Annotated in this window: 21 protein-coding genes and 1 tRNA gene; 15 read left to right on the plus strand and 7 right to left on the minus strand. The window is 72.5% G+C overall.

The genetic code is table 11. The annotated features are described in order from the left end of the window. The first annotated feature begins 128 nt into the window (after window positions 1–128). Window positions 129–332, plus strand: coding sequence for a hypothetical protein (locus tag ACTJKO_RS02415; protein WP_022905704.1), 204 nt, complete (start codon window positions 129–131; stop codon window positions 330–332). A gap of 23 nt (window positions 333–355) precedes the next feature. After that, window positions 356–922, plus strand: coding sequence for a 4'-phosphopantetheinyl transferase family protein (locus tag ACTJKO_RS02420; protein ID WP_440685306.1), 567 nt, complete (start codon window positions 356–358; stop codon window positions 920–922). On the opposite strand, the gene map is transcribed toward ACTJKO_RS02420, so the two are convergent. After that, window positions 906–1673 carry a type I methionyl aminopeptidase gene (gene map, locus ACTJKO_RS02425; RefSeq protein WP_440685308.1) on the minus strand — a complete coding sequence of 256 codons (768 nt, stop codon included), beginning with the start codon at window positions 1671–1673 and terminating at the stop codon, window positions 906–908. The genes ACTJKO_RS02420 and map overlap by 17 nt on opposite strands. A 45-nt stretch (window positions 1674–1718) precedes the next feature. Between map and ACTJKO_RS02430 the strand changes: the two genes are divergently transcribed. Next, window positions 1719–1988: a helix-turn-helix domain-containing protein gene (locus ACTJKO_RS02430; protein WP_440685310.1), complete on the plus strand. Its 270-nt coding sequence runs from the start codon at window positions 1719–1721 to the stop codon at window positions 1986–1988. Here ACTJKO_RS02430 and ACTJKO_RS02435 read toward each other — a convergent pair. The 5 genes from ACTJKO_RS02435 to ACTJKO_RS02455 form a co-directional block, all read right to left on the minus strand. After that, the gene (locus tag ACTJKO_RS02435; RefSeq protein ID WP_440685312.1) at window positions 1985–3325 is read right to left on the minus strand and encodes a M1 family metallopeptidase; all 1341 of its coding nucleotides are present in this window, start codon (window positions 3323–3325) and stop codon (window positions 1985–1987) included. The two genes, ACTJKO_RS02430 and ACTJKO_RS02435, sit on opposite strands and share 4 nt — an antisense overlap. Before the next feature lie 8 nt (window positions 3326–3333). Further along, window positions 3334–7248 carry a Pls/PosA family non-ribosomal peptide synthetase gene (locus tag ACTJKO_RS02440; RefSeq protein ID WP_440685314.1) on the minus strand — a complete coding sequence of 1305 codons (3915 nt, stop codon included), beginning with the start codon at window positions 7246–7248 and terminating at the stop codon, window positions 3334–3336. A gap of 44 nt (window positions 7249–7292) precedes the next feature. Continuing rightward, window positions 7293–8348, minus strand: coding sequence for a Gfo/Idh/MocA family protein (locus tag ACTJKO_RS02445; RefSeq protein WP_440685316.1), 1056 nt, complete (start codon window positions 8346–8348; stop codon window positions 7293–7295). A 245-nt stretch (window positions 8349–8593) separates the two neighbouring features. Next, window positions 8594–8665 (minus strand) — tRNA-Arg (locus tag ACTJKO_RS02450). 66 nt (window positions 8666–8731) lie between these two features. Next, complete coding sequence (locus ACTJKO_RS02455; RefSeq protein WP_440685318.1) at window positions 8732–9307, minus strand: hypothetical protein; 576 nt, start codon at window positions 9305–9307, stop codon at window positions 8732–8734. A gap of 59 nt (window positions 9308–9366) precedes the next feature. On the opposite strand from ACTJKO_RS02455, the gene argS reads away from it, so the two are divergent. From argS to prmC, 9 genes are all read left to right on the plus strand, one after another. Next, window positions 9367–11037, plus strand: coding sequence for an arginine--tRNA ligase (gene argS, locus ACTJKO_RS02460; protein WP_440685320.1), 1671 nt, complete (start codon window positions 9367–9369; stop codon window positions 11035–11037). A 196-nt stretch (window positions 11038–11233) separates the two neighbouring features. Then, window positions 11234–11986: an LmeA family phospholipid-binding protein gene (locus tag ACTJKO_RS02465; RefSeq protein ID WP_440685322.1), complete on the plus strand. Its 753-nt coding sequence runs from the start codon at window positions 11234–11236 to the stop codon at window positions 11984–11986. A 58-nt stretch (window positions 11987–12044) separates the two neighbouring features. Then, on the plus strand, window positions 12045–13484 hold the full coding sequence (lysA, locus tag ACTJKO_RS02470; protein ID WP_440685324.1) for a diaminopimelate decarboxylase: 1440 nt from the start codon (window positions 12045–12047) through the stop codon (window positions 13482–13484). A gap of 30 nt (window positions 13485–13514) precedes the next feature. Continuing rightward, window positions 13515–14822 (plus strand): homoserine dehydrogenase, encoded by a 1308-nt coding sequence (locus ACTJKO_RS02475; protein WP_440685327.1) that lies wholly within the window; start codon window positions 13515–13517, stop codon window positions 14820–14822. Between the two features lie 54 nt (window positions 14823–14876). Then, entirely contained in the window at window positions 14877–15956 is a 1080-nt protein-coding gene (gene thrC / locus ACTJKO_RS02480; RefSeq protein ID WP_440685329.1) for a threonine synthase, read from the plus strand. Between the two features lie 32 nt (window positions 15957–15988). Then, window positions 15989–16948 carry a homoserine kinase gene (thrB, locus tag ACTJKO_RS02485; RefSeq protein ID WP_440685331.1) on the plus strand — a complete coding sequence of 320 codons (960 nt, stop codon included), beginning with the start codon at window positions 15989–15991 and terminating at the stop codon, window positions 16946–16948. Between the two features lie 162 nt (window positions 16949–17110). Further along, complete coding sequence (rho, locus tag ACTJKO_RS02490; RefSeq protein WP_440685333.1) at window positions 17111–19261, plus strand: transcription termination factor Rho; 2151 nt, start codon at window positions 17111–17113, stop codon at window positions 19259–19261. A gap of 3 nt (window positions 19262–19264) precedes the next feature. Beyond that, window positions 19265–20347 (plus strand): peptide chain release factor 1, encoded by a 1083-nt coding sequence (prfA, locus tag ACTJKO_RS02495; protein WP_440685335.1) that lies wholly within the window; start codon window positions 19265–19267, stop codon window positions 20345–20347. Next, window positions 20344–21237, plus strand: a complete 894-nt coding sequence (gene prmC, locus ACTJKO_RS02500) for a peptide chain release factor N(5)-glutamine methyltransferase (RefSeq protein ID WP_440685337.1) — start codon at window positions 20344–20346, stop codon at window positions 21235–21237. The genes prfA and prmC overlap by 4 nt, the downstream gene beginning before the upstream one ends. On the opposite strand, the gene ACTJKO_RS02505 is transcribed toward prmC, so the two are convergent. Continuing rightward, window positions 21234–21926: an HAD family hydrolase gene (locus ACTJKO_RS02505; protein WP_440685339.1), complete on the minus strand. Its 693-nt coding sequence runs from the start codon at window positions 21924–21926 to the stop codon at window positions 21234–21236. The genes prmC and ACTJKO_RS02505 overlap by 4 nt on opposite strands. 37 nt (window positions 21927–21963) lie before the next feature. On the opposite strand from ACTJKO_RS02505, the gene ACTJKO_RS02510 reads away from it, so the two are divergent. The 3 genes from ACTJKO_RS02510 to ACTJKO_RS02520 are packed head-to-tail and all read left to right on the plus strand — an operon-like array spanning window position 21964 to window position 24337. After that, entirely contained in the window at window positions 21964–22638 is a 675-nt protein-coding gene (locus ACTJKO_RS02510; RefSeq protein ID WP_440685341.1) for an L-threonylcarbamoyladenylate synthase, read from the plus strand. Continuing rightward, entirely contained in the window at window positions 22635–23861 is a 1227-nt protein-coding gene (locus ACTJKO_RS02515) for an MraY family glycosyltransferase (protein WP_440685343.1), read from the plus strand. The genes ACTJKO_RS02510 and ACTJKO_RS02515 overlap by 4 nt, the downstream gene beginning before the upstream one ends. Beyond that, the gene (locus ACTJKO_RS02520; RefSeq protein ID WP_440685345.1) at window positions 23858–24337 is read left to right on the plus strand and encodes a hypothetical protein; all 480 of its coding nucleotides are present in this window, start codon (window positions 23858–23860) and stop codon (window positions 24335–24337) included. Before ACTJKO_RS02515 ends, ACTJKO_RS02520 begins: the two co-directional genes overlap by 4 nt. Window positions 24338–24439: the final 102 nt, after the last annotated feature.

Raw genomic sequence — 24439 nt, forward strand, 5'->3', positions numbered from 1 at the left:
AGGCGGCGCAGCGGTCCGGGCAGACTCCGGGCGAACCCTCGTGGAACGCCCTGCCTGTGAAGGAGTTGTCCCCCGACCGGGGTATGCTCAGGGCGCGTTCGACGACGAACGAGACAGGGGAAACTGCGATGGAGCGAACAACGAGTACCGAGGTCGTCCCGCTCGAGGACGGCTACCACCGGGTGTCGACGCCCGCGAGCGGCGTCATCGGGTTCGTGCGCGAGCACGACGGCAGGTACGAGGTGCTCCGCGGCCGTGTCCGCCAGGCGACCCGGTCCGAGGGCCTCTACAGCACCATGAACGTCGCGCTCATCGCGCTCACCCACGCCTGACGCCCGCACCGTAGGCTCGTTCCGTGAGCCTGCCGCGCCTCCGCAGCGTCGTCGTGACGCTCGCCGCGCGCGGCGCGGACCGCGCAGCCGACCGGGAGGCGCTGGTCGCCGCCGTCGTCGCCGCAACCGCCGCCGACCCGGTCACCGTGCGCGCGGGGCGCTCCTGCGCGCACTGCGGTGCCACGGACCACGGCCGCCCGTGGGCCGAGGTGCACGGCGAGCGCGTCGGCGTCAGCCTTGCCCGCACGACGGGACTGCTCGCCCTGGCCGTCGGGCCAGGGTCCCTCGGTGTCGACGTCGAGCGGGTGTCGCGCGTCGCCGCGGCGCCGCTCGACGCCTTCACCGGCGCTGAGCGCTCCCGTGCCGGTGATGACCCCCGGGCGCTCGCTGCGTGCTGGGCGGTGAAGGAGGCCGTCCTGAAACGGGACGGACGCGGGCTCCGGGTGGACCCGACGTCCGTCGACGTGGACCTCGACCGCGGCGTCGCGCACTTCGACGGTGCGGAACAGCCCGTGACCCTGCTCCACCCGAGCGCGGACGTGGTCGTCGCCGTCGCCGCGGGCGGCGCGCCGGTCAGCGTGGCAGGGTGAGGACCTCGGCGCCGTCCTCGGTGATCGCCACGGTGTGCTCGGTGTGGGCCGTTCGAGCCCCCGTCGCGCTGCGGAGCGTCCAGCCGTCGGCGTCCGTGACGAGGACGTCGGTGTCCGCCATCACCCAGGGTTCGAGCGCGAGGAGCAGGCCCGGCCGGAGCGTGTAGCCGCGGCCCGGGCGACCGGTGTTCGACACGTGCGGGTCCTGGTGCATGGTCGACCCGATGCCGTGGCCGCCGAACTCGACGTTCACGGGGTACCCGGCACCTTCGAGCACGGTGCCGATCGCGTGCGACAGGTCGCCCGTGCGCACGCCCGGGCCGGCGGTGGCGACTGCGGCGGCGAGGGCGCGCTCGGTCGTCTCGATGAGCGCGAGGTCCGCCGGGTCCGGGGTGCCGACGACGAAGCTGATCGCCGCGTCGGCCGCGATCCCGTCGAGGGACACCGCCAGGTCGAGGGTGAGGAGGTCCCCGTCGGCGAGCGCACGGTCGTGGGGGAGTCCGTGCAGCACCGCGTCGTTCACGGCGGTGCAGACGTGGTGGCCGAAGGGTCCGCGCCCGAACGACGGCGCGTAGTCGACGTAACAGGACTCGGCGCCGGCGTCCTCGATCATCGCCTTCGTCCACCGGTCGATGTCGAGCAGGTTGGTGCCGACGCGCGTGCGGTCCCGGAGCGTCTGCAGGATCGTGCCGACGAGGGCACCGGTCCGACGTGCACGGTCGACCTCGGCCGGGCTGAGGATCTCGATCATGGGATGATCATACCGGTACTCCACGACCGGTATTAGAGTGGGAGCATGGTCCGACTCCCGCTCCGTCCCGACGAGGTCGCCCGCGGTCGCCGCCTCGGCGCACTGCTGCGCCGCGCTCGTGGGACACGCTCGATCCTCGCCACGGCACTCGCCGCCGGGATCTCCCCGGAGACCCTGCGGAAGATCGAGACCGGCCGCATCGCCACGCCGGCGTTCGCGACCATCGCCTCCGTCGCCGCGGTCGTCGGGCTCTCCCTCGACGCCGTGTGGGCCGAGGTCAGCTGCGAGCCGGACCTGGCGGAGACGGGCAGCTAGGCGTCGCCCGAGCGGAGTCCGCCGACCGGACCGGGCACGCTGGGCTCCTCGATCCACGGCGCCGTCAGTGCGCGGACGGTGTCGACCGAGGTGCCGGCGGCGCCCGCGAACGCCTCGAGCACGTCCTCCGGCGCCACCGTGCCGTACCGGTGGCGCTCGGTGATCGTCCGCAGCCCCGCGAAGAACGCGTCGTCGCCCGATGCGCGGCGGACGGCGTGCAGGGCGAGCGCACCGCGCTTGTAGACGCGGTCGTCGAACATGTCCTTCGCCCCCGGGTCGGCGACGACCAGGTCCTCCGGCCGTTCCAGGAGCCCCTCGCGGTAGCGCTCCGCGAGGACGTCCGCGGAGTCGCCGCCGTTGTGCTCGGACCACAGCCACTCCGCGTAGCAGGCGAACCCCTCGTGCAGCCAGATGTCCCGCCACCGCGCGACGGTGACCGAGTTGCCGAACCACTGGTGCGCGAGCTCGTGTGCGATGAGCCGGTCGGTGCCGTGCTCGCCGTCGACGTGGTTCCGACCGAAGACCGCGAGGCCGTGCGCCTCCAGCGGGATCTCCAGGTCGTCGTCGGTCACCACGACGCCGTACGCCGGGAACGGGTACGGACCGAACCGGTCGGCGTACAGGGCGAGCATGTCCGGCACCCGGCCGAAGTCCGTCTTCGCGGCGGACAGCAGGTCCGCCGGGTGGTGCAGCGTGACGGGCACGTCCGAGCCGCGGAGCTTCGTGGTCCGGTAGCGGCCGATCTGCACGGTCGCCAGGTACGTCGCCATCGGCTCGTTCGTCGCGTAGGTCCAGGTCGTGCCGCCGCGGGCACGCTCCTTCGCGAGCAGCTCGCCGTTCGCGACGACCTCGTACGCGGCCTCGGCGGTGACCTCGAAACGGTACGTCGCCTTGTCGTCCGGGCGGTCGTTGCAGGGGAACCACGACGGCGCACCCGTCGGCTGGGCGGCCACGATGACCCCGTCGGTCAGCTCCTCCCACCCGATCTGTCCCCAGGGGCTGCGGAGCGGGTGCGGCGTGCCCCGGTACTTCACGTGGACGGTGAACTCGGCGCCGGCGGCCACCGGCACCGCCGGGGTCACGGTGAGCTTGTGGGTTGCGGTCGTGGTCTTCCGTGCGCGCTTGCCGTCCACGTCGACCCGGTCGACGGACAGTCCGTGCAGGTCGAACACGATCCGGTCCAGGGTCTCGTTCGCCCGCCCGGTGACGGTCGCCGTGCCGTCGAGCCGGTTCGTCGCCACGCGGTACTCCAGCCGGAGGTCGTAGTGGCGGGCGTCCCACCGCCGGTCGCCGCTGTGCGGGGTGTACGGGTCGGCGTCTCGGTTCGTCGGCTTCACGGTGCCGATCAGTCTGCCACGGTGGCGGCCTCGGCGGACGGTCGGGCGGGGACCGTGGGCGCGGATGTCCACGGAGCGATCGGGTTGCCCGACCAGTGCGTCCCGCCCGGCACCTGCTCGCCCCGCATCACGAGCGACGCCGGGCCGACCGTGGCGCCGTCGCCGATGCCCGCCGCCGGCAGCACCACGCTGTGCGGACCGAGCGTCGCACCGGCGTCGAGGCGCACCGCGTCGAGCTGCATGACGCGGTCGTGGAACAGGTGGGTCTGGACCACCGTCCCGCGCGCCACCGAAGCACCCTGGCCGATCGTCACGAGATCGGCCTCGGGCAGCCAGTACGTCTCCAGCCAGGTACCACGGCCGATCGTGGCACCGAGGCTCCGCAGCCACGCCGCCAGGGCCGGTGTGCCGGTGGCCTGCTCGGCGAACCACGGCCGGGCGACGGTCTCGACGAAGGTGTCCTGCACCTCGTTCCGCCACACGAACGACGACCACAGCGGGTGCTCGCGCGCTTCGATGCGCCCGACGAACGCCCACTTCGCGCCCGTCGACACCACCGCAGCGGCCGCTCCCGCGACGATGAGGACCGGTCCCGCGAGCAGGATCGTCCACCCGATCCCGACGGCCGACCACAGCGCGAGCAGCAGTGCGGCCACCCCGAGCGCGATCGCCGCGGACACCATCGGAGCGAGCAGGCGCAGCAGCTCCCAGCACCCGCGCGCGACCTTGAGCGACCGCGGCGGCCGGAACGTGCGCTCCTCGTCGAACTCGGCCGCGGCCCGCCGGAGTCGCACCGGGGGAGAGCCGAGCCAGGACGAGCCCCGCTTGGCCTTCTTCGGCACGGCCGACAGCACGGCGACGAGCGCCTCACGTGGGACCGAGCGCCCCGCGCCCGTCATGCCGCTGTTGCCGAGGAAGGCCCGGCGACCGACCTTCGACCGGCCGATCCGCACGCGACCGCCGCCGAGTTCGTAGGTCGCGACCATCGTGTCGTCGGCCAGGAACGCGCCGGAGGCGATCTGCGTCAGCGCGGGGATGAGCAGGACGGTCGAGATCTCGGTGTTCCGGCCGACCCGCGCCCCGAGCAGTCGCAACCAGAGCGGCGTCACGAGCGAGGCGTACAGGGGGAACAGGAGCGTGCGTGCTCCGTCGAGGATGCGCTCGGTCGTCCACACCTGCCACCCGATCCTCGACCGGACCGGATGGCGTCCCTCGTGCAGCCCGATCCCGAGCAACCGCACCGAGGCGACCACGAGCGCGGCGTACACGGCGCCCGCGACGACGGTCGCGAGCGGCACCCACACGAGCGCCCGGAGCACGGCCGCGCCGAGCGAAGACGCCGGACCGACCAGGAGCCAGACCAGTGCCACGCCGGCAGCGACGCCGACGACCGGCAGCCCGGCCACGGCCACCGCACCGGCCCCGTAGGCCAGCAGCCACCGACGTCGGGACGGCGGCCGCGCCTCCCGGTCGTGCCGAGCCGACCCGACGCGCTCCGCTGGCGAGCCCGCCCAGCGCTCCCCGTCCGGCACCCGGCCGGTGACCGCGGACCCCGCCTCGATCTCCGCGCCCGCCCCGACGTGCGCGCCCGGCAGCAGCGTCGTCCGGCTGTGCACGACGGCGTCCTCGTCCACGCGGACGCGCCCAAGCCGGAACACGTCGCCGTCCACCCAGTGCCCCGCGAGGTCGACCTCGGGCTCGATCGATGCGCGCTTGCCGATCGTGAGCATCCCCGTGACCGGCGGGAGCGTGTGCAGATCGACGTCCTTGCCGATCCGGGCGCCGAGCGCCCGCGCGTAGTAGCTGATCCACGGCGCTCCGGCGGTCGAGGGCCCGTCGACGGCCTCGGCGATCCGCTCGGCGAGCCACACCCGCACGTGGACCGAACCGCCACGCGGGTGGTCGCCCGGGCGGACGCCGGCGAGGATCAGCCGGGCGAGCACGACCGTCACGGCCATCTTGCCGACCGGCGTCACGAACAGCAGGAGCGCGGCCACCAGGGCAGGCCAGGGGAGGACGGGCAGGAACGGCAGCGTCGTGGCGTGCAGGACCGCGGCGACGAGTGCCGTCCAGGTGAGCACCCGGAGCCCACGGAGGACCTGCACCGGCAGTCCGAGGAGCGTCATCGCGAGGCCCGTCAGCGGCGGCACCGGGCGCACGTCCCGGGGGACCGACACCACGGGGCCGGAGTCGTCGAGCGCCTCCGCGAGCGCACCGATGCGGGGGTGGTCGTACACGTCCGCGACCGTCGTGGTCGGGAAGCGCTCCCGGATCGCGGAGACGAGCTGTGCGGCCGTCAGCGATCCGCCGCCGTGCGCGAAGAAGTCGTCGTCGACGCTCGACACCGGCACGCCGAGGATCGCCGACCAGCGCTCGGCGATCCAGGCCACCGTGTCGGGCAACAGCGCCGCGGCGGACGAGCCGGGCAGGGGCCACGGGAGTGCCGCCCGGTCCACCTTGCCGGACGTACGCGTCGGCAGCGACTCCACGACGGCGAGCAGCGGGACGAGCGCGGCCGGCAGCTCCTCGCGGAGGCGGGCGTTCGCCGCTGCGGTGTCGATGGTCGCGCCCGCGACGGGTGCGACGTACCCGACGAGCACCTGGTTGCCGGCCGGGGTCCGCTGCACCACGGCAGCGCCGCCCGCGACGTCGTCGAGCGCCTGCAGGGCCGCGTCGATCTCACCGAGCTCGATGCGCCGGCCGCCGAGCTTCACCTGGTCGTCCGCGCGCCCCTGGAACACGAGTCCCTCGGGGTCGTACCGCACGAGGTCACCGCTCCGGTACGCCCGCCCCCACCCGAGTGCCGGGAACGGCGCGTACTTCTCGGCGTCCTTCGCCGGGTCGAGGTAGCGACCGAGCCCGACGCCGCCGATGACGAGCTCGCCGACGCCGCCGGGCTCCACGCGCTGCCCCTCGGCGTCGACGACGGCGAGGTCCCAGCCGTCGAGCGGCAGGCCGATCCGGATCGGCGTGCTCCCGTCGAGCAGGGCACCGCAGGCCACGACGGTCGCCTCCGTCGGCCCGTACGTGTTCCAGACCTCGCGGTCCCGGCTCGCGATGCGGGCGGCCAGTTCGGGCGGGCACGCCTCGCCGCCGAAGATCACCAGGCGCACCTGCTCGAGCGCGTCGTCCGGCCACAGTGCGGCGAGCGTCGGCACCGTCGACACGATCGTGATCGTGTGCGCGATGAGCCACGGACCGAGGTCGACGCCGGTGCGCACGAGGGACCGCGGCGCGGGGACGAGACAGCCGCCGTGACCCCACGCGAGCCACATCTCCTCGCACGAGGCGTCGAACGCCACGCTGAGCCCGGCCAGCACCCGGTCGCCGGGGCCGATCGGTGCGGGCTGCAGGAACATCCGCGCCTCGGCGTCGACGAACGCCGCCGCCGACCGGTGGGTGACCGCGACGCCCTTCGGCACCCCGGTGGACCCGGAGGTGAAGATGATCCACGCGTCGTCCTCGAGCCGGGGCGCCTCGGCGGTCGCCCCGGGGTCGGTCACGGGCAGCTCGGCGCCCGCGCGGTCACGGAGCACGCCGCCGGCCCCGACCACGCCGACCACGGCTGCCTCGCCGAAGACCAGCGTCGCCCGTTCCTCGGGGTCGTCTGCGTCGACGGGGACGTACGCCGCACCGGCGGCCAGCACGGCGAGGATGGACACGTAGAGGTCGCGGCCGCCCGACGGGATCCGCACCCCGACCCGGTCGCCACGCCGGACGCCCCGGCGGGCGAGGTCGTCGGCCTGCTCGTGCACCAGGTGCAGCAGGGTCGCGTAGTCGACGGTCCCCGCGGGGTCCTCGAGTGCCAGGGCGTCGGGGTGCTCGGTCGCGGTGGCGGTGAGGACGTCGAGCAGGGTCCGCGGGGTGGGCGCGTACCCGGCGCGGGCGAGTTCGTGCTGCGGGTTCCCGGTGGCGGTGGTCATCGAGTCCTCTTCCCGGTCGCGTGCGGGACGACCGGCCCGTGATCCTAGAGGGTGGACGTGACGTGTTCGGAAACTCCGGGCGTCCCCGGCGCGGGACCGAGTGCCGCCCGTGCCGCGTCGAGCGCCGCGGCGAGCCCGACGGAGTCGCCGAGCGAGTGCACCGGCGACTCGGTCCGACCGTCGGCGACGTACCGCGCGAGGGCGGCGGTCTGCCACACGAGCCCGGCCCGTCCGCGCAGTCCGCTCGGGTCCGACCAGTGGGTGGCCTCCGGCCCGTGGTGCAGTGCGAAGGACGCGGGGAACACGAAGTGGTCGGTGTACCGCACGGTCGCACGGCTGCCCGCGATGACCGCCAGGCCGGGTGTCCACGCCGTCATCGTCGTGGTCACCACGGACTGCGCGCCGCCGGACGTCGACACCGTGACGGACTGGAGGTCCACCCCGCGGTCCGAGACCACTCCCGTCGTGCGGCTGGTCACCGGGGCGCCGGCGGCGAACCGCGCGAACCAGTGCCCGTAGACGCCCGCGTCGAGCAGCGCGCCCCCGCCGGCGGCGGGGTCGAACATGCGGTCCGCCGGGTCGGGCTGGTGCGGCCAGCCCACGTCGACCGAGACCAGCTGCACGTCGCCGAGCGCGCCGTCAGCGAGGAGCCGGGCGATGACGGTGGTGCCCGGCAGGTACCGGGTCCACATCGCCTCCATGGCGAACACCCCGGCGCGGCGTGCGGCGTCCGCGAGGGTGCGGGTGTCGGCCTCCGACGTGGTCATCGGCTTCTCCACGAGCACGTGCTTGCCCGCGGCGATCGCGAGCAGGGCGTGCCCGAGGTGCTGCGGGTGCGGCGAGGCGACGTAGACGACGTCGACGGAGGGGTCCGCGACGAGGGCCTCGTACGAGCCGTGGGCCGCGGGGACGCCGTGGCGTGCGGCGAAGGCGGCGGCGCGTTCGGGGGAGCGGGACCCGACGGCGACGACGCGCTGGTCGGAGTTGGCGTGCAGGGTCGCGGTGAAGTCGTTCGCGATGGTGCCGGGGCCGATCACGCCCCACCGGAGCGTCGGCCCGCCGCGCAGCGGAGCCACCTCGGCGTCTGGAAGGATCCCCATGCCCCGACGCTACCCGAGCCGGTCCCGCCCGGTGGCCCCGCCCCGATCGCCCCCGGAGGGAAGGTCGGCGAAGCCGACATCGCGCGCGGGCCCTGCCCCGACCGGCCCCGGAGGGAAGGTCTGCGAAGCCGACATCGCGCGCGGGCCCCGCCCCGACCGCCCCCCGAGGGAAGGTCGGCGAAGCCGACGTCGCGCGCAGACGCCTGAGCGAAGCGAAGCCGACTGCCTGCGCGGAATTGTTCCTGTGCCCCCAGGAGGATTCGAACCTCCGCCCCTGCCTCCGGAGGGCAGTGCTCTATCCCCTGAGCTATGGGGGCCCTTGGGTGAGAACAACCGTAGCAGGTCCGCGACCCTGCCCCGGACACCGCGTGTCGCCGGGAGCGTCAGTCGGACGGTGTCGCGGACCCGGCTGGCTGCACGACGTCGTGGACGGCGTCGATGACCGGTTGCGCGCCTCCTGGCTCGGTGAAGAGCGGAGAGGACGCGGTGATCCAGTAGGGGTCGGCGAACGCGTCGGCCCGGCCGACACCGTCGGTGAGGGAGAAGTACCCCTCGACGCGGTAGGTCGGCACGGAACCACCGCGCTGGTAGAGGGCGTCCTTGAGGTTCGTGAGTGATTTCTCAGGCAGGTTCGCGACGGCGAGGGTGATGGTCGTGGCGGCGTCGTCCGTCGCCCGGAACTCGCAGACCCGGCCGCGTTGCTCGGCGATGCGGGCGGCGGGGGACCCCTTGTCCGGCTCGTAGTCGCGGACCTGCTCGAACGTCTTCCCGTAGACCGAGAGCGCGGTGGTGGGGAGCAGCTCGGCGCACGTCTGCGTGACGCGCTTCCCGATCGGCGCCGGGCTGGCGCTGGCGGTGGCGTGTCCGGATCCACCGCCGGAGCACGCCACGAGGGCGACGGACGCGGACGCGGTGAGCAGGGCGGCGCTGATCGCCCGGGCACGGCTGCGGGTGGTCATCCCGACATGATGGTGCATCGGCCGGGGAGGACCTGTACGTCCCGGTAGACTCGCTCCTCGTGACTCCTGCCGAACTCTCCGCCGCGTACCTGTCGATCCTGACCGGGATCGTCGAGCGACGAGGTGCGTCCGACGCCGTGACGATCGACGAGTCCCACGTGGCGCTCGAGCGCCCGAAGAACCGCGCGCACGGCGACTGGGCGTCGAACGCGGCGATGCAGCTCGCGAAGCGGCTCGGCACGAACCCGCGCGAGCTCGCGACGGAGATCGCCGGCGAGCTGACGGAGCTCGACGGCGTCGACTCGGTGGACGTCGCCGGTCCCGGGTTCATCAACATCACGCTCGAGGCCGCGGCCGCCGGTGAGATCGCCCGCACCATCGTCGACGGCGGGGAGTCGTTCGGCCGTGGTGACCTGTACGACGGCGTGCGGATCAACCTCGAGTTCGTGTCCGCCAACCCCACCGGCCCCATCCACATGGGTGGCGTGCGCTGGGCCGCGGTGGGTGACAGCCTCGCTCGCGTGTTCGAGGCGCAGGGCGGCCTCGTCACCCGGGAGTACTACTTCAACGACCACGGCGCGCAGATCGACCGCTTCGCCCGGTCGCTGGTGGCGTCGGCGCTGGGGGAACCCACCCCGGAGGACGGCTACGGCGGCGCGTACATCTCGGACATCGCCGCGCGTGTGATCGCGACGCTCCCCGCGGGCACCGACGTCGTCGACATGCCCCGCGACGAGGCGCAGGAGCTGTTCCGGCGCGAGGGCGTCGAGTTCATGTTCGCCGACATCAAGTCCTCGCTCCACGACTTCGGCGTCGACTTCGACGTGTACTTCCACGAGAACTCGCTGCACGAGTCGAAGGCCGTCGAGCGCGCCATCGAGCGGCTGCGCGAGAACGGCCACATGTACGAGGCCGAGGGGGCGCAGTGGCTCCGCACGACCGACTTCGGCGACGACCGGGACCGCGTCGTCATCAAGTCCGACGGCGAGCCCGCGTACATCGCCGGTGACCTGGCGTACTACCTCGACAAGCGCGAGCGCGGGTTCGAGCGCAACCTGATCATGCTCGGCGCGGACCACCACGGCTACGTCGGCCGGATGATGGCGATGTGCGCGGCGTTCGGCGACGAGCCGGGCAAGAACCTCGAGATCCTCATCGGTCAGATGGTGAACCTCCTCAAGGACGGTGAGCCGATGCGGATGTCGAAGCGCGCGGGCACCATCGTCACGATGGAGGACCTCGTCGACGCCGTGGGTGTCGACGCCGGCCGGTACTCGCTCGTCCGGTTCGCCAGCGACACCGCGATCGACATCGACCTCGACCTGCTCGTGAAGCGCACGAACGACAACCCGGTCTTCTACGTGCAGTACGCCCACGCGCGCACGCAGTCGGTGGCCCGGAACGCCGCGGCCTCCGGCGTGGACCGGTCGGCCTTCGACGCCTCGCTCCTCACGCACGAGACCGAGAGCGCCCTCCTCGGTGCCCTGGCCGAGTACCCGCGCGTGGTGCGGCAGGCGGCCGAGCTGCGCGAACCGCACCGGATCGCGCGTTACATCGAGCAGCTCGCCGGGCTCTACCACCGCTGGTACGACGCCTGCCGCGTGACGCCGCTCGGGGACGAGGCCGTCACCGATCTGCACCGCACGCGCCTGTGGTTGAACGACGCCACGGGCCAGGTCGTCCGCAACGGTCTCGGCCTGCTCGGCGTGACCGCTCCGGAGCGCATGTAGCGACCGCGCGACGCGCCCCGCGCCCCGCGCGCCGGCGGCGCGCCTGCGGACCGAACCACGGAAACGACGTCGAACCAGGCGRWYCGCCTGGTTCGACGTCGTTTCCGTGGTTCGAAGCGGAGCGGACCCCCGCGCGACGCGCCCCGCGCGCCGGACGCGCGCCGCGCCTCCAGGCCGGCCTGGCAGGGTGGGACGCATGTCCGCCGCCACCGAGACCCCCCGGAAGCGCCGCTGGCCCGTCGTCCTCGTGGTCGTCGTGCTCGTCCTCGCCGCGCTCGTGGTCGTCGCCGAGTTCGTCCTGCGCAGCGTCGTCGATCGCGTCATCGCCCAGCAGGTCGAGCAGTCGTTGCCCTCCGGCGCGACGGGGAAGGTGACGGCGCACGCGAAGGGCATCGTCATCCCGCAGCTGATCTCGGGCCAGCTCGACGAGGTCGAGATCTCGTCGCGGAAGCTCACCGTGGACGGTGTCCCGCTGGCCGCCGACGTCACGGCGCGCGACGTCCCGGTGGACGGCAAGGGCGACGTGCACGACGTCGACGGGCACGTGACCCTGGCGGCGTCCTCGGTCAAGGCGCTGTCGAAGTACAGCCCGTTGTTCGACCGGATGACCCTGGTGGACGGCGGCGTGGAGCTCTCGGGGAAGACCGCCGTCCTCGGGTACGACATCAGCTACGCGGCCAGGGGCGCCGTCGTCGCGCAGGACGACGGTACGGGCATCACGATCACGCCGAAGACGGTGCGGATCACGAACTCGGCGCTCGGGCTCAAGGTCGACTCGATCCCGGGCGTGACGAACGTCCCCGTCGAGGTCTGCACGGCGCGGTTCCTGCCGGCGGCCCTCCGCGTCCGGTCGCTCGACATCACCTCGACGGAGGCCACGGTGCGCGTCACGGCCGACTCGCTGCCGCTCAACGAGCAGGGTCTGCAGACGGTCGGGAAGTGCTCGTGACCGCACCGGTGCGTAACGCGGCCGGGAGGCGCGGCCCGGCTCGGTAGGATCGGGTCCCGTGAGCGAGAACCCCCTTGCCCCGCAGCGACTGCGGTTCCCGACGGACGCCTCGGCGCTGACCGCGCGCATCTGGCCGGCGTCCGCGACGCGGACGGACGACGGCGAGCTCGCGGTGGGCGGCGTCACCGCGTCGGACCTGGTCGCGCAGTTCGGCACGCCGTTGTACGTGGTGGACGAGCGGGACGTGCAGTCCCGCGCGGTCCGGGTACGGAACGCCTTCGCCGAGGCGTTCGAGCGCATCGGCACCCGGGCGCACGTCTACTACGCCGGCAAGGCCTTCCTGACCACCCAGGTCGCCGCGTGGATGGCCGAGGCGGGCCTCCGCGTGGACGTCTGCACCGGCGGTGAGCTCGCGGTCGCACTGGCCGGCGGCGTCGACCCGGCGATGCTCGGGTTCCACGGCAACGACAAGTCCGACGCCGAGATCGCCCGCGCCGTCGAGGTGGGTGTCGGCACGATCGTCCTCGACAGCCACGAAGAGGTGCAGCGCGTCGCCCGTGCCGCGGCGGACGCCGGCGTCGTGCAGCGGGTCCGGATCCGGATCAACAGCGGCGTGCACGCCTCGACGCACGAGTACCTCGCGACCGCGCGCGAGGACCAGAAGTTCGGCATCCCGCTGACGGAAGCGGTCGCGGCCGCCGAGGCCGTGCGCGCCGAGCCGTCCCTGGCGTTCGTGGGGCTGCACTCGCACATCGGCTCGCAGATCTTCGACGAGTCCGGGTTCCGTGAGGCCGCTCGACGCCTGATGGACGTGCACGCCACACTCGTGGCGCAGGGGCCGGTCCCGGAGCTGAACCTCGGCGGCGGGTGGGGGATCGACTACACCGAGTCGGACTCCGCGTTCGCGCCCGAGGACGTCGCCGACGCGCTCGCGACCATCGTGGCCGAGGCCTGCGCGGAGCGGGACATCCCGGTGCCCGAGGTCGCCGTCGAGCCGGGGCGGTACATCGTGGGTCCGGCGGGCATCACGCTCTACCGGGTCGGCACGATCAAGCCGGTGACGCTCGAGGTCGGCGGCGACGGCGACGGCGACGGCGACCAGATCGCCACCCGGACGTACGTGTCGGTCGACGGCGGCATGAGCGACAACGCCCGCCCCGCGCTCTACGGTGCCGACTACACGGCTCGGCTCGCCCGGACGTCTGACGCCCCGGCCGTGCTCAGCCGCGTGGTCGGCAAGCACTGCGAGAGCGGTGACGTGGTCGTGAACGACGACTACCTGCCCGGCGACGTGCACCGCGGTGACCTGCTCGCGGTGGCCGCGACGGGTGCGTACTGCTGGAGCATGGCGAGCAACTACAACCACGTGGGGCGCCCGCCCGTCGTGGCCGTCGCCGACGGTGCAGCCCGTATCCTCGTCCGAGGTGAGTCGATCGACGACCTCCTCGCCCGCGACACCGGGGTCGTGCCCGCGCCCGCAGCAGGCGCCGCGCACTGACCTCCGACCCGACAGGAACCACAACCAACGATGATCGAATACCGCAACGTCCGCGTCGCGCTGCTCGGAGCCGGCTCGGTCGGTTCCCAGGTCGCGCGGCTGCTCCTCGAACACGGCGACGAGCTCGCCTCGCGCGCCGGTGCCGGCCTCGAGCTCGTGGGGATCGCCGTCCGCGACGTCGACGCCCCGCGCGACGTCGACCTGCCGAAGGAGCTCTTCACGACGGACGCGGAGTCGCTCATCCTCGGAGCCGACATCGTCGTCGAGCTCATCGGCGGCATCGAGCCCGCACGGACGCTCGTCCTGCAGGCGCTCCAGTCCGGCGCGGACGTCGTGACGGGCAACAAGGCGCTGCTCGCGACCCACGGTCCGGAGCTCTTCGCGGTGGCCGAGCAGGTCGGCGCCCAGCTCTACTACGAGGCCGCCGTCGCGGGGGCGATCCCGATCATCCGGCCGCTGCACGACTCCCTCGCCGGTGACCGCATCGAGCGGATCATGGGCATCGTCAACGGCACGACGAACTTCATCCTCGACCTGATGGACCGTGAAGGCGCCACGTTCGAGGACGCGCTGGCCACGGCGACCGACCTCGGGTACGCCGAAGCAGACCCGACGGCCGACGTCGAGGGCTACGACGCCGCGCAGAAGGCCGCGATCCTCGCATCGCTGGCGTTCCACACCTCGGTGCCCCTCGCCGCCGTGCACCGGGAGGGCATCACCTCGGTCACCATCGACCAGGTCCGGGCCGCGCGCAAGGCCGGGTACGTCGTGAAGATCCTCGCGACCGCCGAGCGCCTGACCGACGCCGAGGGCACCGAGGGCGTGAGCGCCCGCGTGTACCCGGCGCTCGTGCCGGTGTCGCACCCCCTCGCCAGCGTCCACGGGGCGAAGAACGCCGTGTTCGTCGAGGCCGAGGCGGCCGGCGACCTCATGTTCTACGGCGCGGGCGCCGGTGGCACGGAGACCGCTTCCGCCGTGCTCGGCGACCTCGTCTCGGCCGCGCGCCGGCACGTGATCGGCGGTCCCGGCGTGGCGGAGTCGACGCAGGCGGACCTGCCCGTCTTCCCGATCGGCACCGTGCGCACGCGCTACCAGATCACGCTGCACGTCGCGGACGCACCCGGCGTGCTGTCCACCGTCGCCGGCGTGCTCGCGAAGCACGGCGTCAGCGTCGAGACCGTCGAGCAGACCGTGGCGACCGGCGCGGACGCGACGGCGACGCTCGTCATCGGCACGCACCTGGCGCGCGAGTCGGACCTGGCCGCGACCGTGCTGGCGCTCCGCAACGAGGACGTCGTGGTCGAGGTCACGAGCGTCCTCCGCGTCGTCGGCGGCTGACACCGGCGCCCCGCGACACCCATCGACTGCAACACACCGAACAAGGAGAGCCTCATGGCCCACCAGTGGCAGGGAGTCCTGCGCGAGTACGCCGACCGTCTCGACGTGACCGAGGCGACACCCGTCGTCACGCTCGGTGAGGGCGGGACCCCGCTCATCCCGGCACGTCGCCTGTCCGAGCGCACCGGCGCCGACGTCTACGTCAAGTTCGAGGGGATGAACCCCACCGGGTCGTTCAAGGACCGCGGCATGACGATGGCGATCTCGAAGGCCGTCGAGCACGGGGCCAAGGCCGTCATCTGCGCCTCCACCGGCAACACGAGCGCCTCCGCCGCCGCGTACGCCACGCACGCGGGCATCACCGCTGCGGTGCTCGTGCCCGAGGGCAAGATCGCGATGGGCAAGCTCAGCCAGGCCGTCGCGCACGACGCCCAGCTGCTGCAGGTGCAGGGCAACTTCGACGACTGCCTCGACATCGCGCGGGACCTCGCCGCGAACTACCCGGTCCACCTCGTCAACTCCGTGAACAACGACCGCATCGAGGGGCAGAAGACCGCCGCGTTCGAGGTCGTGGACGTGCTCGGCGACGCGCCGGACTTCCACTTCCTGCCGGTCGGCAACGCGGGCAACTACACGGCGTACTCCCGGGGCTACCGCGAGGACGTCGCCGCGGGCCGCTCGTCGAAGCTGCCGCGCATGTTCGGCTTCCAGGCCGCGGGGTCCGCGCCGATCGTCCGCGGCGAGGTCGTCACGAACCCCGACACCATCGCCTCCGCCATCCGGATCGGCAACCCGGCGTCGTGGCAGTTCGCCCTCGAGGCACGCGACGAGACCGACGGCTACTTCGGTGCGATCACCGACGAGGCGATCCTCGCGGCGCACCGGATCCTCTCCGCCGAGGTCGGCGTCTTCGTCGAACCCGCGTCCGCGATCGGCGTGGCCGGGCTCCTCGAGCGTGCCGACGCCGGTGTCGTGCCGAAGGGTGCGAAGGTCGTCATCACCGTGACCGGGCACGGCCTCAAGGACCCGCAGTGGGCCCTCCGCACGCAGGACGGCGGCGAGGTCACGCCGACGAGCGTCCCCGTCGACACCACGGCGGTCGCCGACGTGCTCGGACTGGTCGGCGCGGAGTGAGCGAGGACCGCTCGTCCGGACCGGGGGAGGGCGTGACCGCCCAGATCGCTGTACCGGCCGGACGGGCGGTACGCGTGCGGGTCCCCGCCACCTCCGCGAACCTCGGACCGGGCTTCGACTCGCTCGGGCTCGCGCTGTCGCTCTACGACGAGGTCGTCGTCCGCGTTCGACCAGAGCCGGGCGCGACCGTCACCGTCGACGGTGTCGGCGCCGGTGAGGTCGCGACGGACGACTCGAACCTCGTCGTGCAGGCGGTCCGCCGGGGCCTCGCGCACGCCGGTGTCGACGAGCAGCCCGGCCTCGAGCTCCACGCCGTCAACGCGATCCCGCACGGCCGGGGCATGGGGTCGTCCGCCGCGGCGATCGTCGCCGGGCTGATGGCGGCGCGCGGCCTGCTCGAGGGTGTGGTCGACCTCGACGCCTCGACGCTGCTGACCCTGGCGACCGAGATGGAGGGCCATCCGGACAACGTGGCTCCAGCGCTGTTCGGCGGGCTCACCATCGCGTGGATGACCGCCGAGGGACCGGCCTACAAGCGGCTCCTCGTGCACCGGGGCGTCTCGCCGGTGGTCTTCGTGCCGACCTCGACGCTGTCCACGAAGCTCGCCCGGTCCCTGCAGCCTGCGAGCGTCCCGCACGAGGACGCCGCGTTCAACGTCTCGCGGTCGGCACTGCTCGTCGCGGCGCTCATCCAGAGCCCGGAGCTGCTCCTCGCCGCGACGGAGGACCGGTTGCACCAGGCGTACCGGGCCAGCGCCATGCCGGAGACCGACGCGCTCATCGGCCTGCTGCGCCAGCACGGTCTGGCGGCCGTCGTCTCGGGAGCCGGCCCGAGCCTCCTGGTCCTCGGCAGCGATCCGGCCCAGCGGCTCACCGCGGCCGAACTGGTGTCGCGACACGGGGAATCCGACTGGCGGGCGCTCATGCTGGCGGTCGACCTGGGTGGTGCTACAGTGGTGCCGCACTCGGCGCTCCAAGCCGAACCCGCGTAGGCGGCAGGAACGTTCCTCGCCATGCAGGGTCCGGTGCGCGGGGGCAATCTCTTTCTGATCACCGAATCCCGGTCCGTCGTCTGAACGGCGGTCGATGCATACCCGTGCATCCGGGACGGTGGAAACTCTCCGCGTTCTGCGGTTCGAAAGGAAACACCGACCTTGACGAACGTCAACGACTCCACGCCCGTGGAGATCCCCAGCGACCTGCGCGCCCTCCGTCTGCCGGAGCTCCAGCGCATCGCCTCCGCCCTCGGCATCACGGGGCTGTCGAAGCTCCGCAAGGGTGACCTGATCGCCTCCATCGAGGACAAGCGTCCGGTGGCGGACGAGGCCCCCGCGGCCGAGGCGGCCCAGGCCCCGGCACCGACCGCCGAGGTGCCGGCCGAGCAGCCCACGCTCCCCGAGCCGACCGAGGCCCCGGCGGCGCCCGCAGCCACGGCGGACGAGACCCCGGCAGAGCAGCCGACCTCGCGCGCCCGCCGCTCGCGTCGTGCGTCCTCCGGTGGCACCGTGAACGCCGCGCCGACGTCGGCCGCCGAGCACACGAACCACGGCCACACCGGCACCGAGGACCTCCTCGCCGGGCTCGACCAGGTGCGCGCCGAGAAGGACGCGCAGGAGGCCGCCCAGGCCGGCGGGCAGCGTCGCGGCCGCAACGGCCAGCGTGACCAGCAGCAGGGTCAGGACCAGAGCGCGCAGCCGGCCCAGGAGGCGCAGCGTGACGCCGACCAGGACGACCAGCACGAGCAGTCCACGGGCGGGAACACCGAGTCCTCCGACCAGAACGACCAGCAGGGCGAGGGCGGCTCGCGTCGCGGCCGTCGCAGCCGTGGGCGTGGTCGTGGTCGTGGCCAGAACACCGAGAACGGTGAGCAGGGCGTCGACCAGAACGGGCAGCAGGCCCAGCAGAACGGCGGTCGGGACAACGGCCAGAAGAACGGCCAGCAGGGCGATCAGAAGAACGCCCAGCAGGACGACAAGAACGAGCAGAAGCAGAACGGCCAGCAGCAGCAGAAGCAGAACGGCCAGCAGCAGAAGCAGCAGCAGAGCGCCGACGAGACCGAGGGCGGTCGCAGCCGTCGCCAGCGCGACCGCAAGCGCGGCCGAGGCGGACAGAACGACGAGTTCGAGCCGGAGATCACCGAGGACGACGTCCTCATCCCGATCGCGGGCATCCTCGACGTCCTCGACAACTACGCCTTCGTGCGCACGACCGGGTACCTCCCCGGACCGAACGACGTCTACGTCTCGCTCGGCCAGGTGAAGAAGTACCACCTGCGCAAGGGCGACGCCGTCGTCGGTGCGATCAAGCAGCCGCGGGACGGCGAGCAGCAGAGCCGCCAGAAGTACAACGCGCTCGTCAAGGTCGACTCGATCAACGGGCAGACCGCCGAGGAAGCGGCCGCTCGGGTCGACTTCCAGGACCTCACGCCGCTGTACCCGAACGAGCGCCTGCGTCTCGAGACCGAGCCGTCGAAGCTCAGTACCCGGATCATCGACCTCGTGTCGCCGATCGGCAAGGGTCAGCGCGGTCTCATCGTGTCCCCGCCGAAGGCCGGCAAGACCGTCGTGCTGCAGGCCATCGCGAACGCCATCGCGAAGAACAACCCCGAGGCGCACCTCATGGTCGTCCTCGTCGACGAGCGGCCCGAAGAGGTCACCGACATGCAGCGCACGGTGAAGGGCGAGGTCATCGCCTCGACCTTCGACCGTCCCGCCGAGGACCACACCACCGTCGCCGAACTCGCCATCGAGCGCGCCAAGCGCCTCGTCGAGCTCGGCCACGACGTGGTCCTGCTCCTCGACTCGATCACCCGCCTGGGCCGTGCGTACAACCTGTCGACCCCGGCGTCCGGTCGCGTCCTGTCGGGCGGCGTCGACTCGTCGGCGCTGTACCCGCCGAAGCGGTTCTTCGGCGCCGCGCGCAACATCGAGGACGGCGGCTCGCTGACCATCCTCGCGACGGCGCTCGTCGAGACCGGCTCGAAGATGGACGAGGTCATCTTCGAGGAGTTCAAGGGCACCGGCAACATGGAGCTCCGCCTCAACCGGCACCTCGCCGACAAGCGGATCTTCCCGGCCGTCGACGTCAACGCCTCCGGTACCCGTCGCGAGGAGCAGCTGCTCTCCGCCGACGAGGTCAAGATCACCTGGCGACTGCGCCGGGCCCTCGCCGGGCTCGACCCGCAGCAGGCGCTCGAGATCGTCCTGCGGAACCTCAAGGAGACGCAGTCGAACGTCGAGTTCCTGGTGCAGGTGCAGAAGTCGGTCCCGACGACCGGCGGCCACCACAACGGTCACCAGGAGTAACGCGTGTTCGAGTCGGTGGCAGGGCTGCTGGCGGAACACGAGGACCTGACGCAGCAGCTGTCGGACCCCGCGCTCCACGCCGATGCGGCCCGGGCGAAGAAGGTGAACCGGCGGTACGCCGAGCTCAGCCAGATCAAGGCCGCGTACGAAGCCTGGCAGGCTGCGGGGGACGACCTCGCCGCCGCCCAGGAACTCGCGCGCGAGGACGACGCGTTCGCGGACGAGGTCCCCGGGCTCGAGGAGCAGCTGCAGGAGCGCCAGGAGCGGCTCCGGCGGCTCCTCATCCCGCGGGACCCGGACGACGGCCGTGACGTCATCATGGAGATCAAGGGCGGCGAGGGCGGCGAGGAGTCCGCGCTGTTCGCGGCGGACCTGCTGCGCATGTACTCGCACTACGCCGAGTCCAAGGGCTGGAAGGTCGAGCTCCTCGAGCGGACCGAGAGCGACCTCGGCGGCTACAAGGACGTCCAGGTCGCGATCAAGTCGAACGCGACGGACCCGTCGCAGGGCGTGTGGGCGCACCTCAAGTACGAGGGCGGTGTGCACCGCGTGCAGCGTGTGCCGGCCACCGAGTCCCAGGGGCGCATCCACACGTCGACGACCGGGGTGCTCGTCTTCCCCGAGGTCGACGAGCCGGAGGAGGTCGCGATCAACCAGAACGACCTCAAGATCGACGTCTACCGGTCGTCCGGCCCCGGCGGCCAGTCGGTGAACACCACGGACTCCGCGGTCCGCATCACCCACCTGCCCACCGGCATCGTGGTGTCGATGCAGAACGAGAAGTCGCAGCTGCAGAACCGTGAGGCGGCGATGCGCGTGCTCCGCGCCCGCATCCTCGCCAAGCAGCAGGAGGAGTTGGACGCCGCAGCGTCGGACGCACGCAGGTCGCAGATCCGCGGCATGGACCGTTCCGAACGCATCCGCACGTACAACTTCCCCGAGAACCGCATCGCGGACCACCGCACCGGGTACAAGGCCTACGACCTGGACCGCGTGATGAACGGAGCGCTCGAGCCCGTCATCGAGTCGGCGATCCGTGCCGACGAAGAGGCACGGCTGGCCGCCATCGGCGACCAGGACGCGTGAGCCAGGAGGCGCGGCACACGTCCGACGGTGACCGCACGTACGCCGCGGACCGCCTCCTGCGCGAGGCGGCCGCGGCGCTCGGCGCGGCCGGTGTGCCCACCCCCCAGGTGGACGCCGAGCTCCTGCTCGCCTGGTCGACGGACACCTCGCGAGGCGCGGTGCAGGCGCGCGCGCTGACCGGGGGAGCGATCGCCCCGGAGCACGTCGAGCGGTTCCGGCGCGCGGTCGCCCGGCGCGCCACGCGTGAGCCGCTGCAGCACATCACCGGCGAGGCGTACTTCCGAGCGCTGACCCTCGCCGTCGGACCCGGTGTCTTCGTGCCGCGGCCGGAGACCGAGTCCGTCGTGCAGTTCGGCATCGACGCGCTCCGTGCGACCGCCGTGCCCGCACCGATCGCGGTCGACCTGGGTTCCGGGAGCGGGGCGATCGCGATCGCGATGGACACGGAGGTGCCGAACGCAGTCGTGTACGCCGTCGAACGGTCGGCCGAGGCGCTGCCGTGGACGCGGCGGAACGTGCAGGCCCACGGCGGCACCGTCCGGCTCGTCGAGGGCGACCTGGCGGACGCGCTGCCCGAACTCGACGGCACCGTGTCGGTCGTCGTGTCGAACCCGCCGTACGTCCCCGACGACGCGGTGCCCGTCGACCCGGAGGTCCGGGACCACGACCCCGCGGCCGCGCTCTACGGCGGACCTGACGGCCTCGACGCCGTCCGTGCGCTGGCGGAGACCGCGTGGCGGCTGCTCGTGCCCGGGGGAGTGCTCGTCATCGAGCACGCCGAGCCGCAGGGGGCCGCGGTCCGCGCGGTCCTCGCGCGCCGCGGCTTCCGCACTCCGGAGACGCACGTCGACCTGACCGGTCGCGATCGGACGACCACGGCGACCCGTTAGACGGAGCCGACCCGCGCCTCCCGGCCGTCCCGGTCCTGTGTCTCCTGGCGCTCCTGGCGCTCCTGTTCCGCGACGAAGGCGAGGACGGCCGCACGCAGGTCGGTGTGCTCCTCGACCAGCACGGCGTGGATCCCGACGCTCCTGGCGCCCTCGACGTTGATCGGCATGTCGTCGGCGAAGAACGTCCGCTCGGCGGGCACGCCGTGGTGTTCGAGCGCACGGAGGAACACCTCGGGCTCGGGCTTGCGGGCCCCGAAGTTGCTCGTCGTGTCGAGGTGCTCGCCGAAGAGCGGGGGGAGCGACGGCGCCCAGTGCTGGATCCACCGCCCGGCCAGCGGCCCGTTGTTGGTGAGGAGCCCCACCCGGCCGTGCTCGCTCGCGACCCGGACCGCGTCGATGCGCTCGGGCAGCTCGGTCATCGCCGCGCCGCGGATGCGCGCCCACTCCGTCTCCGGCACCTCGCAGCCCATCGCGCGCTCGAACGCGGCGAGGTAGGCGTCCCCGTCGGCGTACCCGCCGGCCTCCGCCCGCTGCTCGTTGCCGCAGTCCCACCACCGGCGCCGGAGTTCGTCGAACTCGTGGCCGGTGAACTCGGCGAGGGCGGCCATCCGCACCTTCCAGTCGTACCGGACGAGGACCTCGTCCATGTCGAAGAGGAACAGGAGTCGGGGCGCGGGCGTCTCGTTCACGATGCCACCCATTGTGTCGCACTATCATCGTCGAGTCATGGCATCCCGATACGACTGCACCGACTCCGACGGGCTCCTGACCGGGATGCGGCTCGCACGTGCCGCACTCGGACGCGGAGAACTCGTCGTCGTCCCCACCGACACCGTCTACGGCCTCGCCGCGGACGCCTTCAGCGCGGCCGCCGTGCAGCGCCTCCTCGACGCGAAGGGGCGCACGCGTCAGTCCCCGCCGCCGGTCCTCATCCCGGGGCCGCCCACGCTCGAGGCGCTCGCGAGCGACATCCCCGAGCAGGTGCGGGACCTCGTCGCCGAGTTCTGGCCGGGCGGTCTCACCGTGATCCTCCGCGCGCAGCCGTCCCTCGACTGGGACCTCGGCGAGACCCGCGGGACGGTCGCGCTCCGGATGCCGGACTCCCGGATCGCGCTCGAGCTCCTGCAGGAGGTCGGGCCGCTCGCGGTGTCGTCCGCGAACTCGACGGGCGACCCGGCGGCGATGGACGTCGACCGTGCGGAAGCGATGCTCGGGGACAGCGTGTCGGTGTACCTGGACGGCGGCCCGCTCGCGCCGCACGAGGGCTTCGAGGCGTCGACCGGCTCGACGATCGTGGACGCGACCGGTCTCTCCGACGGCGGGAGGCTCCGCATCGTCCGTCACGGCGTGATCTCCGACGACGAGATCACCAGGGTCGTCGGAGCCGACCTCGTCGGATGAAGTACTACCTGCTCGCGGGCGCCATCGCGGCGGTCGTGAGCTTCTGCGTCAGCTGGATCGTGTGGAAGCTGGGGCTGAAGTACAAGTGGTACCCGAAGGTCCGTGAGCGGGACGTGCACCGCACGCCGACGCCGCGGCTCGGCGGGATCGCCATGTACATCGGTGTCATCGCGTCCCTGCTGGCGGCGTGGTTCCTGTTCCCGTCGATCGCGGGGACCGACTACTTCCGGCTCGTCTTCTCCGAACCCGGGCGCGTGATCGCCGTGCTCGCCGGGGCGACGATCATCGTGGTGCTCGGCGTCGCGGACGACATCTGGGACCTCGACTGGATGACGAAGCTGGCGGGGCAGATCATCGCCGCGGGCATCCTGGCGTGGCAGGGCGTGGCGATCGTGTCGCTGCCGATCGGCAACACCCTCGGCGTGGGCTCGTCGTACATGAGCCTGATTTTCACCGTGCTGGCGGTGGTGCTCGTCATGAACGCGGTGAACTTCATCGACGGGCTGGACGGCCTCGTCGCGGGCGTCGCCATCATCGCCGGCGGCGTGTTCTTCCTCTACACGTTCTTCATCAACCGCGTGGTCGTCCAGACCGAGTTCTTCTTCAACCTCCCGTCACTGCTCACCGCGGTGCTGGTCGGCTCGTGCTTCGGCTTCCTGATCCTCAACTGGCACCCGGCGAAGCTGTTCATGGGTGACGCCGGGGCGCTGCTCGTCGGGTTCCTCATGGCGACGAGCGCGGTGTCGGTGACCGGCAACATCGACCCGGCGGCGGTGCACTCCCGTCAGGCGCTGCTGCCGGCGTTCATCCCGATCCTGCTGCCGTTCGCGATCCTCATCGTGCCGATCCTCGACTTCGGCCTGGCGGTCACCCGACGGCTGAGCGCGGGGAAGTCCCCGTTCTCGGCGGACCGGAAGCACCTGCACCACCGCCTGCTCGACATGGGGCACTCGCACTTCCACGCCGTCCTGATCTTCTACGCGTGGACGGCCACCGTCGCGATCGGGTGCCTGCTGTTCCTCTTCGTCGACTGGTACTGGGTCGTCGTCTTCGTCGCCGTCGGCTTCACCGCGTGCGCCGTCGCGACGTTCGCACCCCTCGGGCGGAAGCGCGCCGAGTTCGCCGCGCAGATCGCCACCCGGTCCACCACGGTGGTGGACGCCAGCCTCGACCCGCTCGACCGGGCCGCCAACGACCGATCGATCCCAGGAGACATCTCGTGACCGCACCGAACGCGCTCGACCACGTCCGGCCGGTGTTCCGCCGCATCCTCGTCTGGGCCGCCCTGCTCGCCGTCGGGCTGGCGGTGGTCGGCGGAGTGGTCGGCCTCCTCGTCGCCGGCAAGCCCGGGCTCGTCGGCGGCCTGCTCGGCGCGGTCCTCAGCGTCGTCTTCCTCGGGCTGACGGCGTTGTCGGTGCTCGTGGCCCTGCGGGTCTCCAAGGGGCAGATGATCTCCGGTGCGTTCTTCGGCATCGTGATGGGCACCTGGCTGCTGAAGTTCGTGGTGTTCATCGTCGTGCTCGTGCTGCTGCGGGACCGCGACTGGGTGGACTTCCCGGTGCTGGCGATCGTCATCATCATCGGCGTCGTCGGCTCGCTCGTGATCGACGTGACGGCCGTCGCGAAGGCCCGCGTCCCGATCGGGGTGTCCCTGCGCGGCGACTCCGCAGAGCCTGAGAAGGACACCCCCCGCAACTGAGAGCCCGGGAAGCCTCTTCCACCTGATAGGCTTCTCGGAGTCCGCGTCCGGAGCACTGCTCGGAGCGGGCGAGCCTCCACAACGTCCACCATCGCGTGCCAT

The sequence above is a fragment of the Curtobacterium sp. 22159 genome (assembly GCF_052045775.1).
Taxonomy (GTDB): Bacteria; Actinomycetota; Actinomycetes; order Actinomycetales; family Microbacteriaceae; genus Curtobacterium.